19 protein-coding genes and 1 tRNA gene are annotated in these 19,053 nt (G+C 65.2%); 15 read left to right on the top strand and 5 right to left on the bottom strand.

Annotated elements, in window-relative coordinates; translation table 11 throughout:
- Positions 1-3: 3 nt before the first annotated feature.
- Together folK and pcnB are read right to left on the bottom strand one after the other, a co-directional pair.
- Positions 4-498: a 2-amino-4-hydroxy-6-hydroxymethyldihydropteridine diphosphokinase gene (folK, locus tag CSC73_RS12605; protein WP_163840784.1), complete on the bottom strand. Its 495-nt coding sequence runs from the start codon at positions 496-498 to the stop codon at positions 4-6.
- Complete coding sequence (pcnB, locus tag CSC73_RS12610; RefSeq protein ID WP_163840834.1) at positions 495-1,871, bottom strand: polynucleotide adenylyltransferase PcnB; 1,377 nt, start codon at positions 1,869-1,871, stop codon at positions 495-497. Before pcnB ends, folK begins: the two co-directional genes overlap by 4 nt.
- 98 nt (positions 1,872-1,969) lie before the next feature.
- Between pcnB and CSC73_RS12615 the strand changes: the two genes are divergently transcribed.
- Together CSC73_RS12615 and fdxA are read left to right on the top strand one after the other, a co-directional pair.
- A tRNA-Glu gene (locus CSC73_RS12615) sits at positions 1,970-2,044 on the top strand.
- A gap of 184 nt (positions 2,045-2,228) precedes the next feature.
- Positions 2,229-2,552 carry a ferredoxin FdxA gene (fdxA, locus tag CSC73_RS12620; protein WP_163840785.1) on the top strand — a complete coding sequence of 108 codons (324 nt, stop codon included), beginning with the start codon at positions 2,229-2,231 and terminating at the stop codon, positions 2,550-2,552.
- An 82-nt stretch (positions 2,553-2,634) separates the two neighbouring features.
- Here fdxA and CSC73_RS12625 read toward each other — a convergent pair whose 3' ends face one another.
- Positions 2,635-3,132 carry a hypothetical protein gene (locus CSC73_RS12625; RefSeq protein WP_163840786.1) on the bottom strand — a complete coding sequence of 166 codons (498 nt, stop codon included), beginning with the start codon at positions 3,130-3,132 and terminating at the stop codon, positions 2,635-2,637.
- 59 nt (positions 3,133-3,191) lie between these two features.
- Positions 3,192-4,100, bottom strand: a complete 909-nt coding sequence (gene dapA, locus CSC73_RS12630; RefSeq protein WP_163840787.1) for a 4-hydroxy-tetrahydrodipicolinate synthase — start codon at positions 4,098-4,100, stop codon at positions 3,192-3,194.
- Between the two features lie 131 nt (positions 4,101-4,231).
- Between dapA and CSC73_RS12635 the strand changes: the two genes are divergently transcribed.
- The 7 genes from CSC73_RS12635 to CSC73_RS12665 all read left to right on the top strand — a co-directional run bounded on the left by CSC73_RS12635 (position 4,232) and on the right by CSC73_RS12665 (position 11,026).
- On the top strand, positions 4,232-4,807 hold the full coding sequence (locus CSC73_RS12635) for a glycine cleavage system transcriptional repressor (protein WP_163840788.1): 576 nt from the start codon (positions 4,232-4,234) through the stop codon (positions 4,805-4,807).
- A 4-nt stretch (positions 4,808-4,811) separates the two neighbouring features.
- Positions 4,812-5,294, top strand: coding sequence for a peroxiredoxin (locus tag CSC73_RS12640; RefSeq protein WP_163840789.1), 483 nt, complete (start codon positions 4,812-4,814; stop codon positions 5,292-5,294).
- 125 nt (positions 5,295-5,419) lie between these two features.
- Positions 5,420-6,823 carry a PhoH family protein gene (locus CSC73_RS12645; protein ID WP_163840790.1) on the top strand — a complete coding sequence of 468 codons (1,404 nt, stop codon included), beginning with the start codon at positions 5,420-5,422 and terminating at the stop codon, positions 6,821-6,823.
- 5 nt (positions 6,824-6,828) lie between these two features.
- Entirely contained in the window at positions 6,829-7,509 is a 681-nt protein-coding gene (locus CSC73_RS12650; RefSeq protein ID WP_093280490.1) for a YoaK family protein, read from the top strand.
- A 141-nt stretch (positions 7,510-7,650) separates the two neighbouring features.
- Positions 7,651-9,369, top strand: coding sequence for a SulP family inorganic anion transporter (locus CSC73_RS12655; RefSeq protein WP_163840791.1), 1,719 nt, complete (start codon positions 7,651-7,653; stop codon positions 9,367-9,369).
- Positions 9,366-10,172, top strand: coding sequence for a bifunctional hydroxymethylpyrimidine kinase/phosphomethylpyrimidine kinase (gene thiD / locus CSC73_RS12660; RefSeq protein ID WP_246197512.1), 807 nt, complete (start codon positions 9,366-9,368; stop codon positions 10,170-10,172). Before CSC73_RS12655 ends, thiD begins: the two co-directional genes overlap by 4 nt.
- Positions 10,169-11,026: an alpha/beta hydrolase family protein gene (locus tag CSC73_RS12665; protein ID WP_163840792.1), complete on the top strand. Its 858-nt coding sequence runs from the start codon at positions 10,169-10,171 to the stop codon at positions 11,024-11,026. The genes thiD and CSC73_RS12665 overlap by 4 nt, the downstream gene beginning before the upstream one ends.
- Here the strand turns inward: CSC73_RS12665 and galE are convergent.
- On the bottom strand, positions 10,975-12,027 hold the full coding sequence (galE, locus tag CSC73_RS12670; protein ID WP_163840793.1) for a UDP-glucose 4-epimerase GalE: 1,053 nt from the start codon (positions 12,025-12,027) through the stop codon (positions 10,975-10,977). The two genes, CSC73_RS12665 and galE, sit on opposite strands and share 52 nt — an antisense overlap.
- Positions 12,028-12,255: 228 nt before the next feature.
- Between galE and tviB the strand changes: the two genes are divergently transcribed.
- The 6 genes from tviB to CSC73_RS12700 all read left to right on the top strand — a co-directional run bounded on the left by tviB (position 12,256) and on the right by CSC73_RS12700 (position 19,050).
- On the top strand, positions 12,256-13,545 hold the full coding sequence (gene tviB / locus CSC73_RS12675) for a Vi polysaccharide biosynthesis UDP-N-acetylglucosamine C-6 dehydrogenase TviB (RefSeq protein WP_163840794.1): 1,290 nt from the start codon (positions 12,256-12,258) through the stop codon (positions 13,543-13,545).
- A 75-nt stretch (positions 13,546-13,620) separates the two neighbouring features.
- Positions 13,621-14,628, top strand: a complete 1,008-nt coding sequence (locus CSC73_RS12680; RefSeq protein WP_163840795.1) for an NAD-dependent epimerase — start codon at positions 13,621-13,623, stop codon at positions 14,626-14,628.
- A gap of 95 nt (positions 14,629-14,723) precedes the next feature.
- Positions 14,724-15,350 carry an XrtA/PEP-CTERM system exopolysaccharide export protein gene (locus tag CSC73_RS12685; RefSeq protein ID WP_093280500.1) on the top strand — a complete coding sequence of 209 codons (627 nt, stop codon included), beginning with the start codon at positions 14,724-14,726 and terminating at the stop codon, positions 15,348-15,350.
- Positions 15,350-16,936: an XrtA system polysaccharide chain length determinant gene (locus CSC73_RS12690; RefSeq protein ID WP_163840796.1), complete on the top strand. Its 1,587-nt coding sequence runs from the start codon at positions 15,350-15,352 to the stop codon at positions 16,934-16,936. The genes CSC73_RS12685 and CSC73_RS12690 overlap by 1 nt, the downstream gene beginning before the upstream one ends.
- 10 nt (positions 16,937-16,946) lie before the next feature.
- Positions 16,947-17,726 (top strand): P-loop NTPase family protein, encoded by a 780-nt coding sequence (locus tag CSC73_RS12695; RefSeq protein ID WP_246197513.1) that lies wholly within the window; start codon positions 16,947-16,949, stop codon positions 17,724-17,726.
- Positions 17,727-17,748: 22 nt separating this feature from the next.
- Complete coding sequence (locus tag CSC73_RS12700) at positions 17,749-19,050, top strand: outer membrane beta-barrel protein (RefSeq protein ID WP_163840798.1); 1,302 nt, start codon at positions 17,749-17,751, stop codon at positions 19,048-19,050.
- Positions 19,051-19,053: the final 3 nt, after the last annotated feature.

The raw sequence follows: 19,053 nt of genomic DNA on the forward strand, positions 1-19,053 counted from the left end.
TTATCACCCTAACGACTCTATGGCCGAGATATCCAGCCTGGACAGAGCGTCCCGCGCGCGGCCTTGTCCCGGGATGAGGATATCCGGGGCGATCTCGAGCAAAGGCACCAGGGCGAAGGCGCGCTCGTGCAGATGCGGATGCGGCACCTGCAGGCCGGGCTCAGCGATCACCGCATCGCCGTACAGCAGCAGGTCCAGATCCAGGGTGCGCGGGCCCCAGCGCGACGCAGCCTCGCGCTGGCGGCCAAAATCGCGCTCCACCGCAAGCAAAGCCTCCAGCAACGGGCGCGCCGGCAGCCGCGTTTCCAGCATGGCCGCGCCATTGATGAAATCGGCCTGCCGCTCCAGCCCCCACGCCGGCGTGCGGTACAGGCTGGAGGCCTGCAGCAGGCGGGTTTCGGGCAAAACGGCCAACGCCAGGACAGCCGAGCGCAGAGTCGCGGCGGCATCTCCCAGGTTGCCGCCCAGGCCCACGAAGGCGATGACGGGGTGGGTCATTCCGCGGCGGGCGCAGCGCTGCCGGAGCGGCGGCGGCGGCGACGGCGCTTGGGCGGCGCCGCGTCGTCTTCGGCATAGACATCGCGCGGAACGGCCACGCCCAATGCAGCGGACAGCTCCTCGCCCGACTGGGTCTGGGCTTCGCGCCAGAACGCCACGTCTTCCGCGTGCTCGCTGGAAGCGGTCAGCCGCAGCAGCAGGAAATCGTAGGCGGCGCGGAAACGCGGATGCGCCAGCAGACGCATCACCCGCTTGCGCTGCCTGGAGCTGAAGCGCGATTGCAGCAGCCAGATTTCCTGCATGGGCAGCGAGAAACGGCGCGGCAAGGCGACCGTGCCGAGCTGGTGCAGGGTCACCCGGTCGGCCGCGCGGCGCTGGGCCTCTTCGGCGTTCACGCCCTGCGCCTGCAGACCGATCAGGGCGCGGCAATATGCCGGCCACAGCAGCAGCGCGAACAGGAACGCCGGCGAAACCGGTTCGTCGTTGGCCACGCGCGCATCGGTGCCGCGCAGGCCTTCCAGCAGCATGCTGCGCAGGGCGCCGCTGCGGTTGGAAGCCAGCGCCGCTGCGGTTTCGGGCAGGATCGCCGGCAACAGGCCGAAGCGCTCGAGGCCTTCGAAACTGGCCACGGCATTGCCGGACAGGAACAGCTTCAGCAGTTCCTCGAACAATCTCGCCGGCGCGGCTTCGGAAAGCAGCGTCGCCAGCCGCGGTATCGGTTCGGCCGAGGCCGGATCTATCTCGAAGCCCAGCTTGCCGGCCAGCCGAATCGCGCGCAGCATCCGCACGGGGTCCTCGCGGTAGCGCTGCTCGGGATCGCCGATCAGCTTCATCTTGCGCGCCTGCACATCCTCGAAGCCGCCCACGTAGTCGCGCACCGAGAAATCCTCGATGGCGTAATACAGCGCGTTGGCGGTGAAATCGCGGCGTACCGCATCGTCCTCGATGGTTCCGTAGACGTTGTCGCGCAGCAGGCGGCCGCCTTCGTGCTGTTCGCGGTCTCCACTGCCGTCGTCGACATTGGCGCGGAAGGTGGCGACCTCGATGATCTCGCGGCCGAACACCACGTGCGCCAGACGGAAGCGCCGGCCGATCAGGCGGCTGTTGCGGAACAGCGCTTTGACCTGTTCCGGAGTGGCGTCGGTGGCGATGTCGAAATCCTTCGGATGCCCCCCGACCAGAAGGTCGCGGACCGCGCCGCCGACCAGATAGCCGGAGAAGCCCGAATCCCGCAACCGGTACAGCACGCGCAATGCATTGGGGCTTATGTCCCTGCGCGAAATGTTGTGCTGATCGCGCGGGATGACGCGCAGAGTGACGGCGGCGGTTGGGAGGGCTTGCGACGTAATGATGGCGGGTCCGTCTGTGGGAATGTTTCGGGTCGGTTCTGGGCTGGTTCGGGCCTGACGGGCATTTGCCGCAGGCACGGACTGGCGAATATACTAGTCCGTCGCAGCGCTGCTTACCAAAAGCTCCCTTCGTCTAACGGTTAGGACGTGGCCCTCTCAAGGCTAAAATAGGGATTCGAATTCCCTAGGGAGCACCATATTCCCTGTTCCGCGCCGGGAGCGACCGCTCCGGCCCGGGCAATCGCTGGCCAAGCCCGGTCTTCAAGGCCGGGCTTTTTTATGCGGGCCGCGCGATATCGGCGATGCCGCGCTACAGCGCTCTTGCGGCGTTCCAGACTTGCGATGCTCTAAACTTGCCGCACCTCCCATCGGACCGGACCCATGCCCTTCGTCGTCACCGAGAACTGCATCAAGTGCAAGTACACCGATTGCGTGGAGGTGTGCCCGGTGGACTGTTTCCATGAAGGGCCCAACTTCCTGGTGATCGACCCGGACGAATGCATCGACTGCACCCTGTGCGAGCCGGAATGCCCCATCAACGCCATCTACCCCGAAGACGACGTGCCCGCCGGACAGGAAGGCTACGTGGCCCTGAACAAGGAACTGGCGATGGCCTGGCCGGTCATCACCGTGCGCAAGGAGCCTCTGCCCGATGCGAAGGAATGGGAAGGGAAACCGGACAAGCTACCATTGCTGGAGCGCTGAGCGAGGAGCTGCGGCGACAGGCGGCACAATGAAAAAGGGCGCCCAGGGCGCCCTTTTTTTTCGCGATCCATGAGGCGGCCGATCAGCCGCCCAGCTTCGCCTTCAACGCCGCAATCAGCTTGGGCGCCGAACCGGCCGCCGGCAGGCCGCGGGGATCGACTGCCGACACGTACGCGCCGGCCTCAACCGCCACCACCCGCACCAGGAAGTTGCTGCCTTCGTAGTTGACGTCGTAGCTGCCCAGCAATTGCGCGCGGCTGGCGATGGTGAGGCCGTCCACGCCCGCCAGCGCCTCGCCGACCTTGGCGAACACCTCGTCGCGCGGGCCGGCCACGTTGAAACCGGTCGCCGACGTCGCCACGCCCTGGGTCGCAGCCTGGGCGCCCGTCGGCGGCAGCTTCATGGCGCCGGCGGTGTTTGGCAGATTCAAGTCCGGCGGCACTTCCAGCGGCCTGGTTTCGGCGCTCATCGCATAGTCCGGGTTGCCCTTGCGGAACCACTTGCAACCGGTGACGCCAAGCACGGCGATGGCCAGTGCCGCGAAGGCGAGCGGGCGCAGGAACGGGGAGTAGGAACGCATTGGGTAATCTCCTGGGAGTTCTGGTATTAAGCCGCGACTACGTCGCGACCGGCTTTGGATCAGGCCGCGATGGCTTCGCGGCTGGACTGTTCTTCTAGGGCGCTGGCGGCCGCATGCAGACGGTCGGCCTCGGCCGCGTGGGCCTCGGAAAGCGGCAACAGCGGCAGGCGCAGGCCCGCACCGTAACCCAAACGCTGCAATAGCGCCTTCACCGGGATGGGGTTGGATTCGACCCCGAAGAAGGAATAGAACGCCTGCATTTGCACGTCCTGATGCTCCGCCCGCGTGCGCTCGCCGCGGCGGGCAAGATCGCAGAGCGTACGGAAGGAGCGCGGCAACGCATTGGAGCCCACCGATATCAGGCCATCGGCGCCAGCCAGCATCGCGCGGCACGCGGTGGGGTCGTCGCCGCTGAGCACGGCGAAGCTGTCGCCGCGCAACGCCAGCAGAGCGGCCATGCGCTCAGGCTCGGAACGCGCTTCCTTGATGCCGACGATGTTCGGGTGCGAAACCAGCTCGGCCACCGTCTCGGGCAGAAGATCGCAACCGGTACGGCCGGGCACGTTGTACAGCACCACCGGCAGACCGCCCTGATCGGCCACGGCGCGGTAATGGGCGATCAGCCCGGCCTGGGTCGGGCGCACGTACGGAGGGGTCACCACCAGCGCCAGATTGGCGCCGCCGGCAGCGGCGCGGCGGGTCTGGGCGATGGTCTTGGCGGTGTTCATCTGGCCGGTGCCCGCCAGGATGGGGATCCGTCCAGCCACGGCTTCGACCGCGGTTTTCAGCAGCAGGTCGTATTCGTCATCGGTCAGGGCCGCGGCTTCTCCGGTCGAACCGGCCACCACCAGACCCTGGGTGCCGCCATCGAGCTGCTGCTGCAGCAGACGGCGCCAGCCATCGAGATCCAGCTCGCCGGCAACCGTGAACGGTGTCGCAAGTGCGGTGATACTGCCGGAAAGGGACAAGCGGCTGCCTTCGAAATGGGGTCGCGCGGATCGCCGCGCACCCTGCGATGTTACTTGCGGCTGGAAAGCGTGGGCAAGTATGCTGGGCCATGCACCGGGCACCTGCCCGGTCGCCATTCAGACTAGAAGTGATGCCTGAAGCCCCACAGACTGATTCGAACGCCCGGCCTTCGCCGAACGAAAACCACCTCCTGATCAACGCCTATACGACGCATCCGGAGTCGCCGCTCTTGTCGGTGACGCGCCGGATCGCCGATAGCGGCTGCAATCTGGTCGACGCACGCCTTTCCACCGTGGGCCGGGATGTGTCGGTGACCGCGCTGGCGACCGGCTCATGGGACGCGGTAGCCAAGCTGGAAGCCATGCTGACCCGGCTGGAACGCGAGGAAAGCATGAAGCTGGTCTGGTACCGCACCGGCGCCAAGGTGGTGCAGTCCAACCTGCTGCCGTACATCGTGGAAGTGGTGGCGGCCGACAAGCCCGGCATCCTGTTCCAGCTGGCCGATTTCTTCGACCGCCAGGGCATCACCATAGAGAATCTGCAAAGCACGCGTTACCGCGCCATGCAGACCGGCGCGGAGATGTTTTCGGCGCAGGTGACCATTGGCGTACCCGCCAACATGCACATCGCCGCCCTGCGCGACGATTTCCTGGAATTCTGCGACCACTTGAACCTGGACGCGATCATGGACCCGATGAAGTTCTGACCTGATGACCGCAACCGGCACGGCCCTGAGCAAAACCACGCTGAAGCTTCCGCTGGCGCTGTCCGGCGGGCAAACCGCGAAACTCTCCGACTACGCCGGCCAGTGGCTGGTGCTGTACTTCTATCCGAAGGACAGCACGCCGGGCTGCACCACCGAAGGCATCGATTTCAACGCCTTGCTGCCGAAATTCAGGAAGCTCAACGCGACGGTGCTGGGCGTGTCCCGCGACTCGGTCAAATCCCACGATAATTTCTGCGCCAAGCAGGGTTTCAGGTTTCCACTGGTCAGCGACGCCGACGAGGCGTTGTGCAAAGCCTTCGATGTGATCCATGAGAAGAACATGTACGGCCGCAAGGTACTGGGCGTGGTCCGCAGCACTTTCCTGATCTCGCCCGAGGGGCGCATCGCGCAGGAATGGCGCGGGGTGAAGGTCGCCGGCCATGCCGAGGCCGTGCTGGAAGCCCTGAAGGTCGCAAGCAAGCAGTGACCTTTCGCCTGTCCTCATCGCGCCACTGCCCCGCCTTGCGGGCCGCGGTGGTCGGCCGTCGTTTTCGTTTCCACGTTTCATCCGCAGCAACCCATCCACACCCCACCCTCCATGAGGCTGTCTAGATGACCCGAAGCAAGCGCATCTACGTGTTGGATACCAATGTGCTGATGCACGATCCGACCGCGCTGTTCAAGTTCGAGGAACACGATGTCTTCCTGCCCATGCAGGTCATCGAGGAATTGGACAACGCCAAGAAAGGCATGACCGAAGTCAGCCGCAACGCGCGCCAGGTAAGCCGTTTCCTCAACGAGCTGATCGAAGGCGCCGGCGCCGAACAGATCGACGCGGGCATCGTACTCAGCCATCCGCAGGGCCTGCAGCTCAAATCGCAGAGCGCGATCGGCAAGCTTTATTTCCAGACCAGGCCGGTGGCGCTGGACCGCACCTTCGGCACCGTCGCTCCCGACAACAAGATCCTCGCCGCGGTATTGGAACTGCGCGAACAGCATCCCGAGGTGCCGGTCATCCTGGTGTCCAAGGACATCAACCTGCGCATCAAGGCCGCGATCAGCGGACTGGTGGCCGAGGACTACGAAAACGACCGGGCGCTGGACGATTTCAGCCTGTTGTTCACCGGCGCCACCGAGCTTCCCACCGATTTCTGGGACCGCCACGAGAAGGACCTGCGCTCATGGAGCGACAAGGCCGGCCGCACCAGCTACGAAGTCAGCATCACCGACGACGAAGACTGGTACCCCAACCAGTTCCTGTACCTGCCGGGCGAGGACGAAGTCGAATTCCGCGTCGCCAAGATCGGAGCGGACAAGAAAGCGACGCTGGCGCTGGCCGACGATTTCCGCAACACCCAGCACGCCGTCTGGGGCATCACCGCGCGCAACCGCGAGCAGAATTTCGCCCTCAACGCGTTGATGGATCCGGAAATCGACTTCGTCAGCCTGCTCGGCACCGCCGGCACCGGCAAGACCCTGCTCGCGCTGGCCGCAGGCCTGGCCCAGACCATGGACCAGCAGCGTTACCGCGAGATCATCATGACCCGCGCCACCGTCAGCGTGGGCGAGGACATCGGCTTCCTGCCCGGTACCGAGGAAGAGAAGATGACCCCTTGGATGGGCGCACTGACCGACAACCTGGAAGTGCTGACCCACAACCAGGACGGCGGCGCCTGGGGCCGTGCGGCGACCAACGACCTGCTCGCCTCGCGCATCAAGATCCGTTCGATGAACTTCATGCGCGGCCGCACCTTCCTCAGCCGCTATCTGATCCTGGACGAAGCGCAGAACCTCACCCCCAAGCAGATGAAGACGCTGATCACCCGCGCCGGCCCCGGCACCAAGATCGTCTGCCTGGGCAATGTGGAGCAGATCGACACCCCGTACCTCACCGAAACCACCTCGGGCCTGACCTACGCCGTCGACCGCTTCAAGAATTGGGCGCACAGCGCGCACATCACCCTGCGCCGTGGAGAGCGTTCGAGGTTGGCCGACTACGCGTCCGAAGTGCTGTAAGCGGCATGGGCGTGCGGCTACCCCGCTGGGTCTGGATCGGGGCAGGTGCGCTCGCGTCGGTCGCCGGGATGGTGAACGTGGTGGGTTTCCTCGGTTTCGAGCATCAGGCCGTGACTCACCTTACCGGCACCACATCGTTGCTGGGGGCTGCGATAACCCATGGCGACGCGCGTGCGGTCTGGCACCTGCTGGGCATCACGGCGGCCTTCATGATCGGCGCGGCGCTGAGCGGGGTGATCGTGCAGGACAGCGCGTTGCGGCTGGGCCGCCGTTATGGCGTGACGCTGGCGCTGGAATCCCTGTTGCTATTCGCCGCCATCCCTCTGTTCAAGCAACAGCAGATTTTCGGAGCTCTTCTGGCCGCGATGGCGTGCGGACTGCAGAACGCCATGGCGACGACCTACAGTGGGGCAGTGGTGCGCACGACGCACTTGAGCGGCATGTTCACCGACCTGGGCATCGGCCTGGGGCATGCATTGCGCGGAATGCCGCTACCCAAACGACGCCTGATGCTAAGCGCGCTGATCATCGCCGGCTTCCTGGCCGGCGGCGTGGCGGGTGCCTGGCTATTCCGACGCCTGGGCTATGATGCGTTGCTGGTGCCAGCGACGCTGACCGGCCTGGTTGGTTTCGGTTATGCCGGTTATCGCCAATGGCGATCGATGCGGCAGGATATCGGCGCCTAGGCCAATCCGCTCACGGCATGTATCGCCGACGCGGATTTGCCGGGGCGATATCCGAATGCCCGCAGGTCTTCCGCGCACGACCATTCGCGCGCGCTGGCCGAACGGCCCGGGAGGCGCGCCGGCACACGGGGAGATGCGAACATGCAACCGATCACGCCGAAACAGTACGCGCAGCTGTTCGTTCCCAAGCTCTACACGGTGCTGCGCGGCGGTTACGGGTGGACCGAACTGCGTGCCGACGCCATTGCCGGGCTCACGGTCGCCATCGTCGCGCTGCCACTGGCCATGGCGCTGGCCATCGCCAGCGGCACCACGCCCGAGAAAGGCCTGTATACCGCGATCATCTCCGGCTTCCTGATCTCCGCGCTGGGCGGATCGCGGGTGCAGATCGGCGGGCCGACGGCGGCGTTCATTCCGGTCGTGTTCGTGGTGATCCAGAAGTTCGGTTTCGGCGGCCTGATCCTGTGCACGCTGCTGGCCGGACTGATGCTGATCGGCGCCGGCCTGCTGCGCTTGGGCACGCTGATGAAATACATGCCGCAGCCGGTGATCACCGGCTTCACCGCCGGCATCGCGGTCAGCATCTTTTCCAGCCAGGTCAAGGATGTGCTGGGATTGCGGATGGAAAGCGTGCCGGCGGAATTCTTCGAACGCTGGTCCGCTTACGCCAGGCACATCGCGACCACGCAACCGGCAGCGGTAGCGCTCGCGGTATTGGGCCTCGCCATCATCATCGCGCTGCGGCGCTGGAAGCCGGACTGGCCCGGTTTCCTGATCGCCCTGCTGGTCTGCACCGGCGTCTGCGCGGCTTTCGCGATGCCGGCGGAAACCATAGGCAGCCGCTTCGGCAATTTGCCTTCGTCGTTGCCGGTCTTCGACATTCCGCATATTCCGTTCGAGCGCACTTTCGAACTGCTGCCCAGCGCTTTCACCATCGCCTTTCTGGCCGGCGTCGAGTCCCTGCTGTCGGCGGTGGTCGCCGACGGCATGACCGGCGGCCGCCATCGCTCCAACGGCGAACTGGTGGCGCAAGGCGTGGCCAACGTCGGCGCGGCGTTGTTCGGCGGTTTGCCCGCGACCGGCGCCATCGCCCGCACCGCCACCAACATCCGCGCCGGAGGGCGCTCGCCGGTGGCCGGCATGCTGCATGCGGTTTTCCTGCTGGTTTTCATGCTGCTGCTGACGCCATGGATGCGTTATGTTCCGCTGGCCGCGCTGGCGGCGGTGCTGCTGGTGGTGGCCTGGAACATGAGCGAATACCAGCATTTCCGGCACACGATGTCCGCGCCCAAAGGCGACCGGCTGGTCCTGCTGCTGACCTTCTTCCTGACCGTGTTCTTCGATCTGACCATCGCCATCGAGGCGGGCATCGTGGTGGCGGCATTCGTCTTCATGTTCCGCATGGCCGACGCGTTCGAAGTCAGCTCGGGGATCCGGCTGATCGACGAAAACGGCGACGACCGCGCGGGCGGCGCCGATCCCACGCAACGGGCGCGCCTGCCCGAAGGAGTGGAAGCGTTCCAGATCAGCGGACCCTTGTTCTTCGGCGCGGCCAGCCGGCTGGACGAGCTGCTCGACCAGTTCTTCCAACCACCGAAGGTCTTCATCCTGCGCATGCGCCTGGTGCCCATCATCGACGCCAGCGGCGTGCATGCTCTGAAAACGCTGTTCGACCGCTGCCGCCGCCGCGGCATCGTGCTGATCATCTCGGGCCTGCAATCCCAGCCGCGCCAGGTTGCCAGTAAGATGCATCTGGAGTCGCGCGAAGGCGAACTGCATTTCGTGGCGGATTTCGAATCGGCGCTGCAACTGGCCGAAACCCTGGTCGATCCCGACGGAACGAAGGCCACCGACGCTTGAACACGCGAATCCTCTCCGCCCTGACCATCGCCGGCTCCGATTCCGGCGGCGGCGCCGGCATCCAGGCCGATCTGAAGACCTTCGCGGCGCACAGCGTGCATGGGTTATCGGCCATCGCCGCATTGACCGCGCAGCACACGCGCGGAGTCGTTGCGGTGAACGTCCCTCCCGTGGATTTTCTGCGCGCGCAGATCGGGGCCTGTTTCGAGGATTTCGATATCGGCGCGGTCAAGCTGGGGATGCTGGCCAATGCGGACGTGATCGGTGCGGTCGCTGATGCATTGCAGGCGCACAAGCCCGCCTTCATCGTTCTGGACCCGGTGATGGTCGCAACCAGCGGCGCGAAACTGCTGGAAGACGAGGCCCTGGATGCCTTGCGTCAGCGCCTGATTCCATTGGCCTCGGTGATTACGCCCAACCTGCCGGAAGCCGAACTGCTGCTGGGCCATGCCATTGCCGACGGCGCGGGAATGCGCGCGGCCGCTGGAGAACTGCTGTCGCTGGGTGCCGCCTCCGTATTCCTGAAAGGCGGCCATCTGCAGGACGACGGAGATGTGATCGATCTGTTCGCAGACTCCACAGGCATCGTCGAGATCGCGCACCCGCGCTTGCGCATCGAAGCCCATGGCACCGGCTGCACGTTGGCCTCCGCGGTCGCAGCGAACCTGTGCCGGGGCCTTGCGCTGAGCGAAGCCTGCTCCGTTGCGTCGGACTACGTGCATGCCGCCCTGCGCAAGGGCTACCGTCCGGGGCGCGGCGAGATAGTGATACTCGATCATTTCGGAGCGGCGCCGGCACGATGAGCATCCAGGAACTGGATATCCCGCTGTCCACGGACGACGGCCACCGCTACAACCTTACCGCTCGCATCCCCGCGCATCCGCAGGCTTCATTGCTCTGGCTGCCGGCGCTTGGCGTGGCGGCGCGGCATTACCTTCCGTTCGCCGATGCGCTGGCAGCCAAGGGCGTGGCGGTGTTCCTGCAGGAAATGCGCGGCAACGGCAGCAGCGACCTGCGCCCGAGCCGGCAGGTGGACTGGGGCTATCGCCACATACTGACCCAGGACATCGCGCGCAGCCATGCCGCCACGACCGAATATTGCGGCGCGAGGCAGCGCATCATCGGCGGCCACAGCATCGGCGCGCAGTTCGCGGCGTGCTATCTGGGCCTGAACCCCGATGCGTTCGAACGCCTGTGGCTGGTGGCCAGCGGTTCGCCGTATTGGCGCAACTTCCCTGCGCCCAAACGCTACGCCTTCCCCTTCGCCTACCAGTTCGTACCATGGATCGCCGACCGTCGCGGCGTCTTCCACGGCAGACGCCTGGGCTTTGCGGGCGACGAGGCGCGCAGCCTGATGCGCGACTGGGCTAGCATAGGCCTCAGCAACCGCTACGCAGCTGCCGGCATGCAAGCGGATCTTGAAGCGGCGCTGTCCGCGGTTCCTGCGCGGACGCAGGCGGTGCTGTTCAAGGACGACTGGCTGGCGCCGCGCCGGTCGATGCTGGCCCTTCTGGAAAAGATGCCGAACGCCGCCACGACCCTCAGCGTGCTGGACCGCGCGGCGCTGGGCGCGCGCGCAGACCACTTCGCCTGGATGAAGCAACCTCAGGCGGTTGCCAGTCTCCTGTCCGGCTCCGTCGCCAGCAGCGAAGCGTAGCCCTGCGGATTGAGCGACTGCCAACGCCAGGCGTCGCGGCACATGGCATCGACATCCAACTCGGCCCGCCAGCCCAGCAACCGCTGGGCAAGCGAAGGATCGGCATACACTTCGGCCACATCGCCCTCGCGCCGCTCGACGATCTGGTAAGGGATGCTGCGGCCCGAAGCCTTCTCGAAACCGCGCAGCAGCTCCAGTACGCTCACGCCGCGCCCGGTTCCCAGGTTGACCGTGAGATTGCGATCCTCGCGGGCCAGATAGTCCAGTGCGTCGGCATGGGCGCGCGCCAGATCCATGACGTGGATGTAGTCGCGTACGCCGGTGCCATCGATGGTGGGCCAGTCGCCGCCGAACACGCTCAGCTTCTCGCGCAGCCCCACCGCCACCTGGCAGATATAAGGCATCAGATTGTTGGGAACGCCGCCGGGGTCCTCGCCCACCATGCCGGAATCGTGCGCTCCGACCGGATTGAAGTAGCGCAGGTTGGCGGCCCGGAACGAGGGATCGGCCTTGCACACGTCGCCGATCAACTCCTCCATCACCAGCTTGGTGCGTCCGTAAGGATTGGTGACTTGCAAGCGCGCGTTTTCGTCGATGGGCAGGCGCTCGGGGTCGCCGTAGACGGTAGCCGAGGAACTGAACACCAGGTTCCGCACATCCGCCTCGCGCATGGCCTGCAACAGGTTGATGGTACCGCTGATGTTGTTGTCGAAATAATCCAGCGGCCGTTCGCAGGACTCGCCGACCGCCTTGAGCGCGGCGAAATGGACTACGGCGTCGAACCGGCGCGAGGAAAACAGGCGCGACAGCGCGGTGCGGTCGCGCATGTCGACCCGATGGAAACCCACCGAGGATCCGGTCAGCGTTTCAAGCCGATGCAGCACCTGCGGGGAACTGTTGCTGAAATTATCCGCCAGGGTCACTTCATGCCCGCGCGCGGCCAGCACCAGATAGGTATGGCAACCGATATAGCCGGTTCCGCCGCAAAGCAGTATGCGCATGGTCTGTTTCCCCTGGTTTACCGGGCGTCTTGCGTCCGGCACTACAGGTTTACGCAATACGGCGGCAGTGGCGGACACCAACGCCGTTGTCCTCAACGGGACGTTTTGCGCGTTCAGTGGTCCAACAAGGGGGATTCCGCATCCACCGTGTGCAGCGCGGCTGCAAACGGCATCGGCTAGACTCCGTCCGCCAGCATGTCCACTTAATAGACGAGAGCCACCTTCCGTATGGATGCCGCACTGCCTTCGCGCGACCAGATCAGCATCGCCGTCATCGGCCTGGGTTATGTGGGCCTGCCGCTGGCAGCCACCTTCGGACGCCGCTTCAAGACCCTCGGGTTCGACATCAACGCCAAGCGCGTGGGCGAATTGCGCCGGCACCACGACCATACGCTGGAAGTATCGGAACAGGAGCTGCGCGATGCGGCGAACCTCAGTTTCGCCAGCGACCCGGAAGAGCTGAAGGGCTGCAACGTCTTCATCGTCACCGTGCCCACTCCGATCGACGAATACAAGCGGCCCGACCTGCGTCCCCTTGAATCGGCCAGCCGCACGGTAGGCCGGGCGATCGGCAAAGGCGGCGTGGCGATCTACGAATCCACGGTCTACCCTGGCGCGACCGAGGAAGTCTGTGTGCCGATCATCGAGGCCGAATCGGGCTTGACCTTCAACCAGGATTTCTACGCCGGCTACAGCCCCGAGCGCATCAATCCGGGCGACAAGCAGCACCGCCTGGAGACGATCATGAAGGTGACCTCCGGCTCCACCGCCGAAGCGGCCGACTTCATCGACGACCTGTACCGCCAGATCATCACCGCCGGCACGCACAAAGCCTCCAGCATCCGCGTGGCCGAGGCGGCCAAGGTGATCGAGAACACCCAGCGCGACGTCAACATCGCCCTGATCAACGAGCTGGCGCTGATTTTCCACCGCCTGGGCATCGATACCCACGAGGTGCTGGAAGCGGCGGGCACCAAGTGGAATTTCCTGCCTTTCCGTCCCGGCCTGGTCGGCGGCCACTGCATCGGCGTGGACCCCTACTACCTGACCCACAAGGCGCAGCAGATCGGCTACCACCCCGACGTGATCCTGGCCGGGCGCCGCATCAACGACGGCATGGGCAGCCATGTCGCACGCCGCACCGCCAAGCTGATGGCGCAGCGCAATCTGCAGACCACCCAGTCCAACATCCTGGTGCTGGGCCTGGCCTTCAAGGAAAACTGCCCGGACGTGCGCAACACGCGGGTGGTGGACATCGTGACCGAACTGCGCAGCTACAACGCCAACGTGCATATCCACGACCCGTGGGTCAACGCCGACGAAGCGCGCCACGAGTACGGGCTGGAGCTGACCGCGCAGCCCGAAGCCGGCAAGTACGAGGCGATCATCCTGGCGGTCTCGCACCGCGAGTTCATCGCGCTGGGCGCGGAAGGCATCCGCGCCTTCGGCAAGCCCGATGCGGTGTTGTTCGACGTCAAACGCGCCCTTCCCCGGCAGAGCGTCGACGACTGCCTGTGAGACCGCCGGCTACGGCAAGAATGTCGGGGACCGTCTGTAATAGACTGTCGCCCGCAATCCACCACGAGACTTGAAATGCGCGTACTGGTCACCGGCGCCGCCGGTTTCATCGGCTCACACCTGAGCCAGCGTCTGCTGGCCCGTGGCGATGAGGTGCTGGGCTACGACAACCTCAACCCCTACTACGACCCGCGCCTGAAACAGGCGCGTCTGGACAGGCTGCTGCCGCTGGACGGCTTCGGCTTCGTGCAGGCCTCGCTGGAAGACCGCGCGGCGCTGGAAGAGGCCTTCGACCGGTTCAAGCCGCAACGCGTGGTCAACCTGGCCGCGCAGGCCGGCGTGCGCTATTCGCTGGAGAATCCGCAGGCCTACGTGGAAAGCAATATCGTCGGCTTCCTCAATATCCTGGAAGCCTGCCGCCATCGCGGCATCGAGCATCTGGTGTACGCGTCCTCCAGCTCGGTCTACGGCGCGAACAAGAAACTGCCCTTCGCCGTGGAAGACAGCGTGGACCATCCGGTCAGCATGTACGCGGCCACCAAGAAGGCCAACGAGCTGATGGCCCACACCTACAGCCATCTGTTCGGCCTGCCCACCACCGGCCTGCGCTTCTTCACCGTGTATGGGCCGTGGGGACGCCCGGACATGGCGCTGTTCCTGTTCACCCGCAAGATATTGGCGGGCGAGCCCATCGACGTGTTCAACCACGGCCACCACACCCGCGACTTCACCTATGTCGACGACATCGTCGAAGGCGTGATCCGCACGCTGGACCGCGTACCCGGGCCGGACCCGGATTACGATCCGCTCGACCCCACCCCCGCCAGTTCCACCGCGCCCTATCGCGTCTACAACATCGGCAACCACCAGCCGGTGCAGCTGCTGCGCTACATCGAAGTGCTGGAGGACTGCCTGGGCCGCAAGGCCGAACGCAACCTGCTTCCGTTGCAACCCGGCGACGTGCCCGACACCTACGCCGATGTCAGCGCCCTGCAGCGCGATACCGGCTATTCGCCTTCCACCTCCATCGAAACCGGCGTACGCCGCTTCGTGGACTGGTACCGGGATTTCTACCGGACCTGAACCTGGGCCTGTCGACGCCCTGATTCAGGTTTCCCCTGTCCGGAACAGCATGCCTTCGGCGTTCTAGTTGACGTGACCAACACAGGGGAAATGGAATGTTGCGCTCTATTGCTGGCCTGACGGCCGTCTGCCTGTCGCTCCTGCTGACCGCCTGCGCAAGCAGCGGCGGTAGCGCGAAAGCGCCTCCGGCCGTCCAGGCGACCGCCACCGCTGTCGATTCCTACAAGATCGGCGTCGACGACATCGTGCAGGTGTCGGTCTGGCGCAATCCGGAACTGGGCATCACCGTGCCGGTTCGTCCCGACGGCATGATCTCGGTGCCGTTGGTGGGTGATGTCGCCGCAGGCGGCCATACCCCGGCCGAAGTGGCCAAGGACATCCAGACCAAGCTCGCCAGTTTCGTGCGCGACCCGCAGGTCGCCGTGATCCTGACCGACCTGCGCAGCCACGAATACCTGTCGCGCGTGCGCGTCACCGGTGCGGTGCGGCAACCGATCTCGATTCCCTACCGCCCCGGCATGACCGTGCTCGACGCGGTGCTGGCCGCTGGCGGTGTGACCGAATTCGCCGCTGGCGATCGCTCCGAGCTTTATCGCAAATCGGGCGAAGGCACCGAAACCTACGCGGTGCGCCTGGACAAGATCCTCAACCGCGGCGACCTGTCGACCAACTTCCCGGTTTCGCCGGGCGACGTCATCACCATTCCAGAGCGCACGTTCTGATGAGCGCAGAAGCACTTCCCGGACGCCGTTCCACGGCCGTCAACCGGCCTTCCACCGCCCTTGCCCCGAACGAGATCGTACCGATCCTTCTGAACGAAGGGCGCCGCCACACGCTGACGCTGGTCGCGATCTTCGCGGGTATCGCACTGCTGACCCTTTTCGCCGGCCTGTTCCTGCTGCCGAAGAACTACACCGCCTCCACCACCATCCTGGCCCAGGAAAGCGACATCATCCAGCCGCTGCTGGAAGGCCGCGCCGTGGCCACCGGCGTCACCGACCGCGCCGGCATCGCGCGCCAGGTGATCTACAGCCGCAGGGTGCTGGAAGACGCGCTGAAGACCGGCGGCTGGCTGGAGGACAACCCCACTCCCCTGCAACGCGACCGCCTGCTGGAGGAGCTGAAGGAACGCATCACCATCCGCGCCTCGCGCCCCGATCTGGTCGAGATCACCTACCGCGATTCCGATGCGCAACGCACTTACAAAGTGACCGAACGCCTGGGTGCGATGTTCATCAAGGAAAGCCTGGCCGCCAAGGGCCGCGAAAGCCGCGAGGCCTACCAGTTCATCGATGCGCGCGTGAACGATTACCACAAGAAACTCACCGACGCCGAGGACAACCTGCAGAAGTACCGTTCCGCCAATGCCGATGCGCAGCCCGGCAGCGCCACCGACGCCAGCACCCGCATCAGCGCGCTGCGTACGCAGGTCGAGCAGACCCGCATGGCGTTGCTGGAGCAGCGCTCGCGCGAAAGCGCCATCACCTCGCAGCTTTCCGGCGAATCCGCCGTGACTGCCGTGCAGACCCGCGAAAGCCTGTATCGCGGACAGCTGCTCGAACTGCAGAGCCAGTTGGACCGCCTGTTGCTGACCTACACCGAACAATACCCGGACGTGGTGCGCATCCGCCACCAGATGGCCGATATCCAGCAGGCGATGCGCGATGAAGAGCAGCGGCGCGCGACGGCGCCGAAAACCGCCAGCCCGTTCGACGACGCGCAGATGAATCCGCTGTACCAGGAACTGCGCAGCCAGCAGGGACAGGCCCGCCGCGAAATGGCCGCCACCCAGTCGCGCATGGGAATCGCCGAATCGCTATTGGACGAAGAACTCGGCCGCAGCCGCCGCATCGCCGCTTCGGAAAGCGCGTTGGCCGAACTGACTCGCGACTACGAAGTCAACCGCGACATCTACCAGGACCTCTTGCGTCGGCGCGAGAACGCGCGCGTGTCGATGGAGCTGGACCGCGAGGAGCGCGGCCTCACTCTGCGCGTGCAGGATCCGGCGATCATGCCCTTGCGCCCGACCGGCCTGCGCTTCCTGCATTTCGCCATCGCCGGCCTGTTGATGGCGGTGGTGGTGCCGCTGGCCCTGCTGTTCCTGCGGGTGCGCTTCGATCCCCGCATCCGTTCGGCCAACCAGCTGCAGAAGCTCTCCGACCGCCAGTTGCTGACGGTGGTGCCGTTGTACCGCACGCCGCGCGACCAGCGCCGTTTGCGCCTGCGTCAGGCGATGAGCCTGGGAATCATGTTCGTGGTCGTGCTGGCCTACGGACTGGCGTTCGGCTACAAGCAGATGATGGCCTGACATGAACGTCATGAACCGACAAGACAACCTGGAACCGATCGTGGAACCGACAGCGAATCACGAAACCGAGCGTTCGCAAGGCGTCATCCGTCGCGTAGACGCCGCCCGCTCGCTCGCATTGCTCGACGAGCCCAAGGCGCTGACCACGCGCGAACTGGAAGACCGCCGCGTCATCCACCGCAACGACTCGGTGCGCGAACAGGCCGACGCGTTCCGCGAACTGCGCACGCGCCTGCTGGCCGCCGGCGGCGAGCGCAACTTCGTCACCCTGGTCGCCCCGGTCAGCCATGGCTGCGGTGGCAGTTTCGTGGCGCGCAACCTGGCCGCCGCGTTCGCCTTCGACGACACCAAGACCGCCCTGCTGATCGACTGCGATGTCCTGCACCCCTCCCAGCACACCGCTCTGCGCGTGGACACCTCCGGCGGCGGACTGATGGATTACCTGGAGGACAGCTCGCTGGACGTGAGCAGGATCCTCTACCGCACCGGCGTGCCGCGGCTGCGCCTGATCCCCAGCGGCCGCCAGCGCGAAACCACCGGCGAATCCTTCAGCTCCTTCCGCATGCGCGCCATGATCGATTCGGTGCGCAGCCGCTATCCGGACCGCTACCTCATCCTGGACAGCCCTCCGGTGCTCGGCTCGCCCGATGCGCGCATTCTTTCCGAACTGGCCGACATGGTAGTGCTGGTCGCCGGCTACGGATTGGTGACGCCGGAGAAAATCGAGGCGGCGCTGGCGAGTTTTCCTCCCGAGAAGGTCGCCGGCGTCGTTTTCAACCACCTGCCCTGAAGCATCCGCAAGGAGAAGGCGCATGCACCCCAAATACCTACGCGCGTCGGTCATCGCCACCAGCCTGGTGTGCGTGCCCGGCACGGCCTGGGCGGCACGGGTGGATTACAACCTGGACCTGGGCATGGAGTGGAACGACAACGTCACCCTGGCGCCGTCGGACCCCATAGACCAGCGCTATTTGCGCAGCGGGCTCGGTTTTCTGGTGACCGAGAACAACTCCTCGGTGCAGGCGCATGCCGATGGCCGCATCGAATACCGCGATTACGAAGACGACGTGTTCACCGACACCGTCGACGGCACCTTGTCCGGCAGCCTGAACTGGATCGCCATCCCGCAGCGCCTGTACTTCCTGGTCGAGGACAATCTGTCCATACAGCCGGTCGATGCGCTGGTACCCGATGCGCCGGGCAACCGCCAGCAGGTCAACGTGTTTTCGGCCGGCCCCACCATGATGTTCAACTGGTCGCCCACCCTGCAGGGGCAAGCCGAACTTCGCTATGTGAACAGCGACGCGGAAGTGACCGACGAGTTCAATTCGCAGCGCCTGGCATTGGCGTTGCGCACCATCAAGGAACTCACTCCCACCAGCCGGGTCTCGCTCAACGTGCAGGCCCAGCGCGTGGACTTCGAAGACGACATCGTAGCCCGCGACTACAACCGCTACGATCTCTTCGGTCGCTACTCCCGCACCCTGGCCCAGTTCGAATTGGGCACCGATCTGGGCTACTCGCGTATCGAATACCGGCAGGGCAGCCAGACGCGCTCGGAACCCTTGTTCCGCTTCGACGCCACCTGGAGCCCGAGCGAACGCCACAGCCTGACCGTGATGGCCTCCAGCCAGTTCTCCGACACCGCCATCGACGCGCTGAGCAGCATCCAGGCCGACGCCACCCTGCCGCAAAACGTGCTGACCGGCGATGCGGTGGTCAACGCTTCGCCGTATGAGATACGCAACCTGGATTTGGAGTACACCTTCACCAACACCCGGCTGAACTTCATGGTGGCGCCGTACGTGCAGAAGCGAAACTACGTGGATTCGGACGAATTCGATCAGAACAACCATGGTTTGCGCAGCGACCTGCATTGGCTGCTGCGCCGCTCGCTGACCCTGGGCATGTACGGCACCTACGAGAAGATCGAGTACACGCAGTTGGGCCGCGAGGACGAAACCACGCGGGTGGGCGCCACCTTGCGTTACCAATGGACGCGCCACTGGAGCGCGGGATTGGAATGGGAGCGCTACAAGCGCGACAGCAACGCGGTCGGGCAAAGCGTTTCGCAGAATCTGGTGTATCTGAGCATTTCGTATTCCAATCGCTGAGGA

Source organism: Pseudoxanthomonas sacheonensis (assembly GCF_010093305.1).
Lineage (GTDB): Bacteria > Pseudomonadota > Gammaproteobacteria > Xanthomonadales > Xanthomonadaceae > Pseudoxanthomonas_A > Pseudoxanthomonas_A sacheonensis.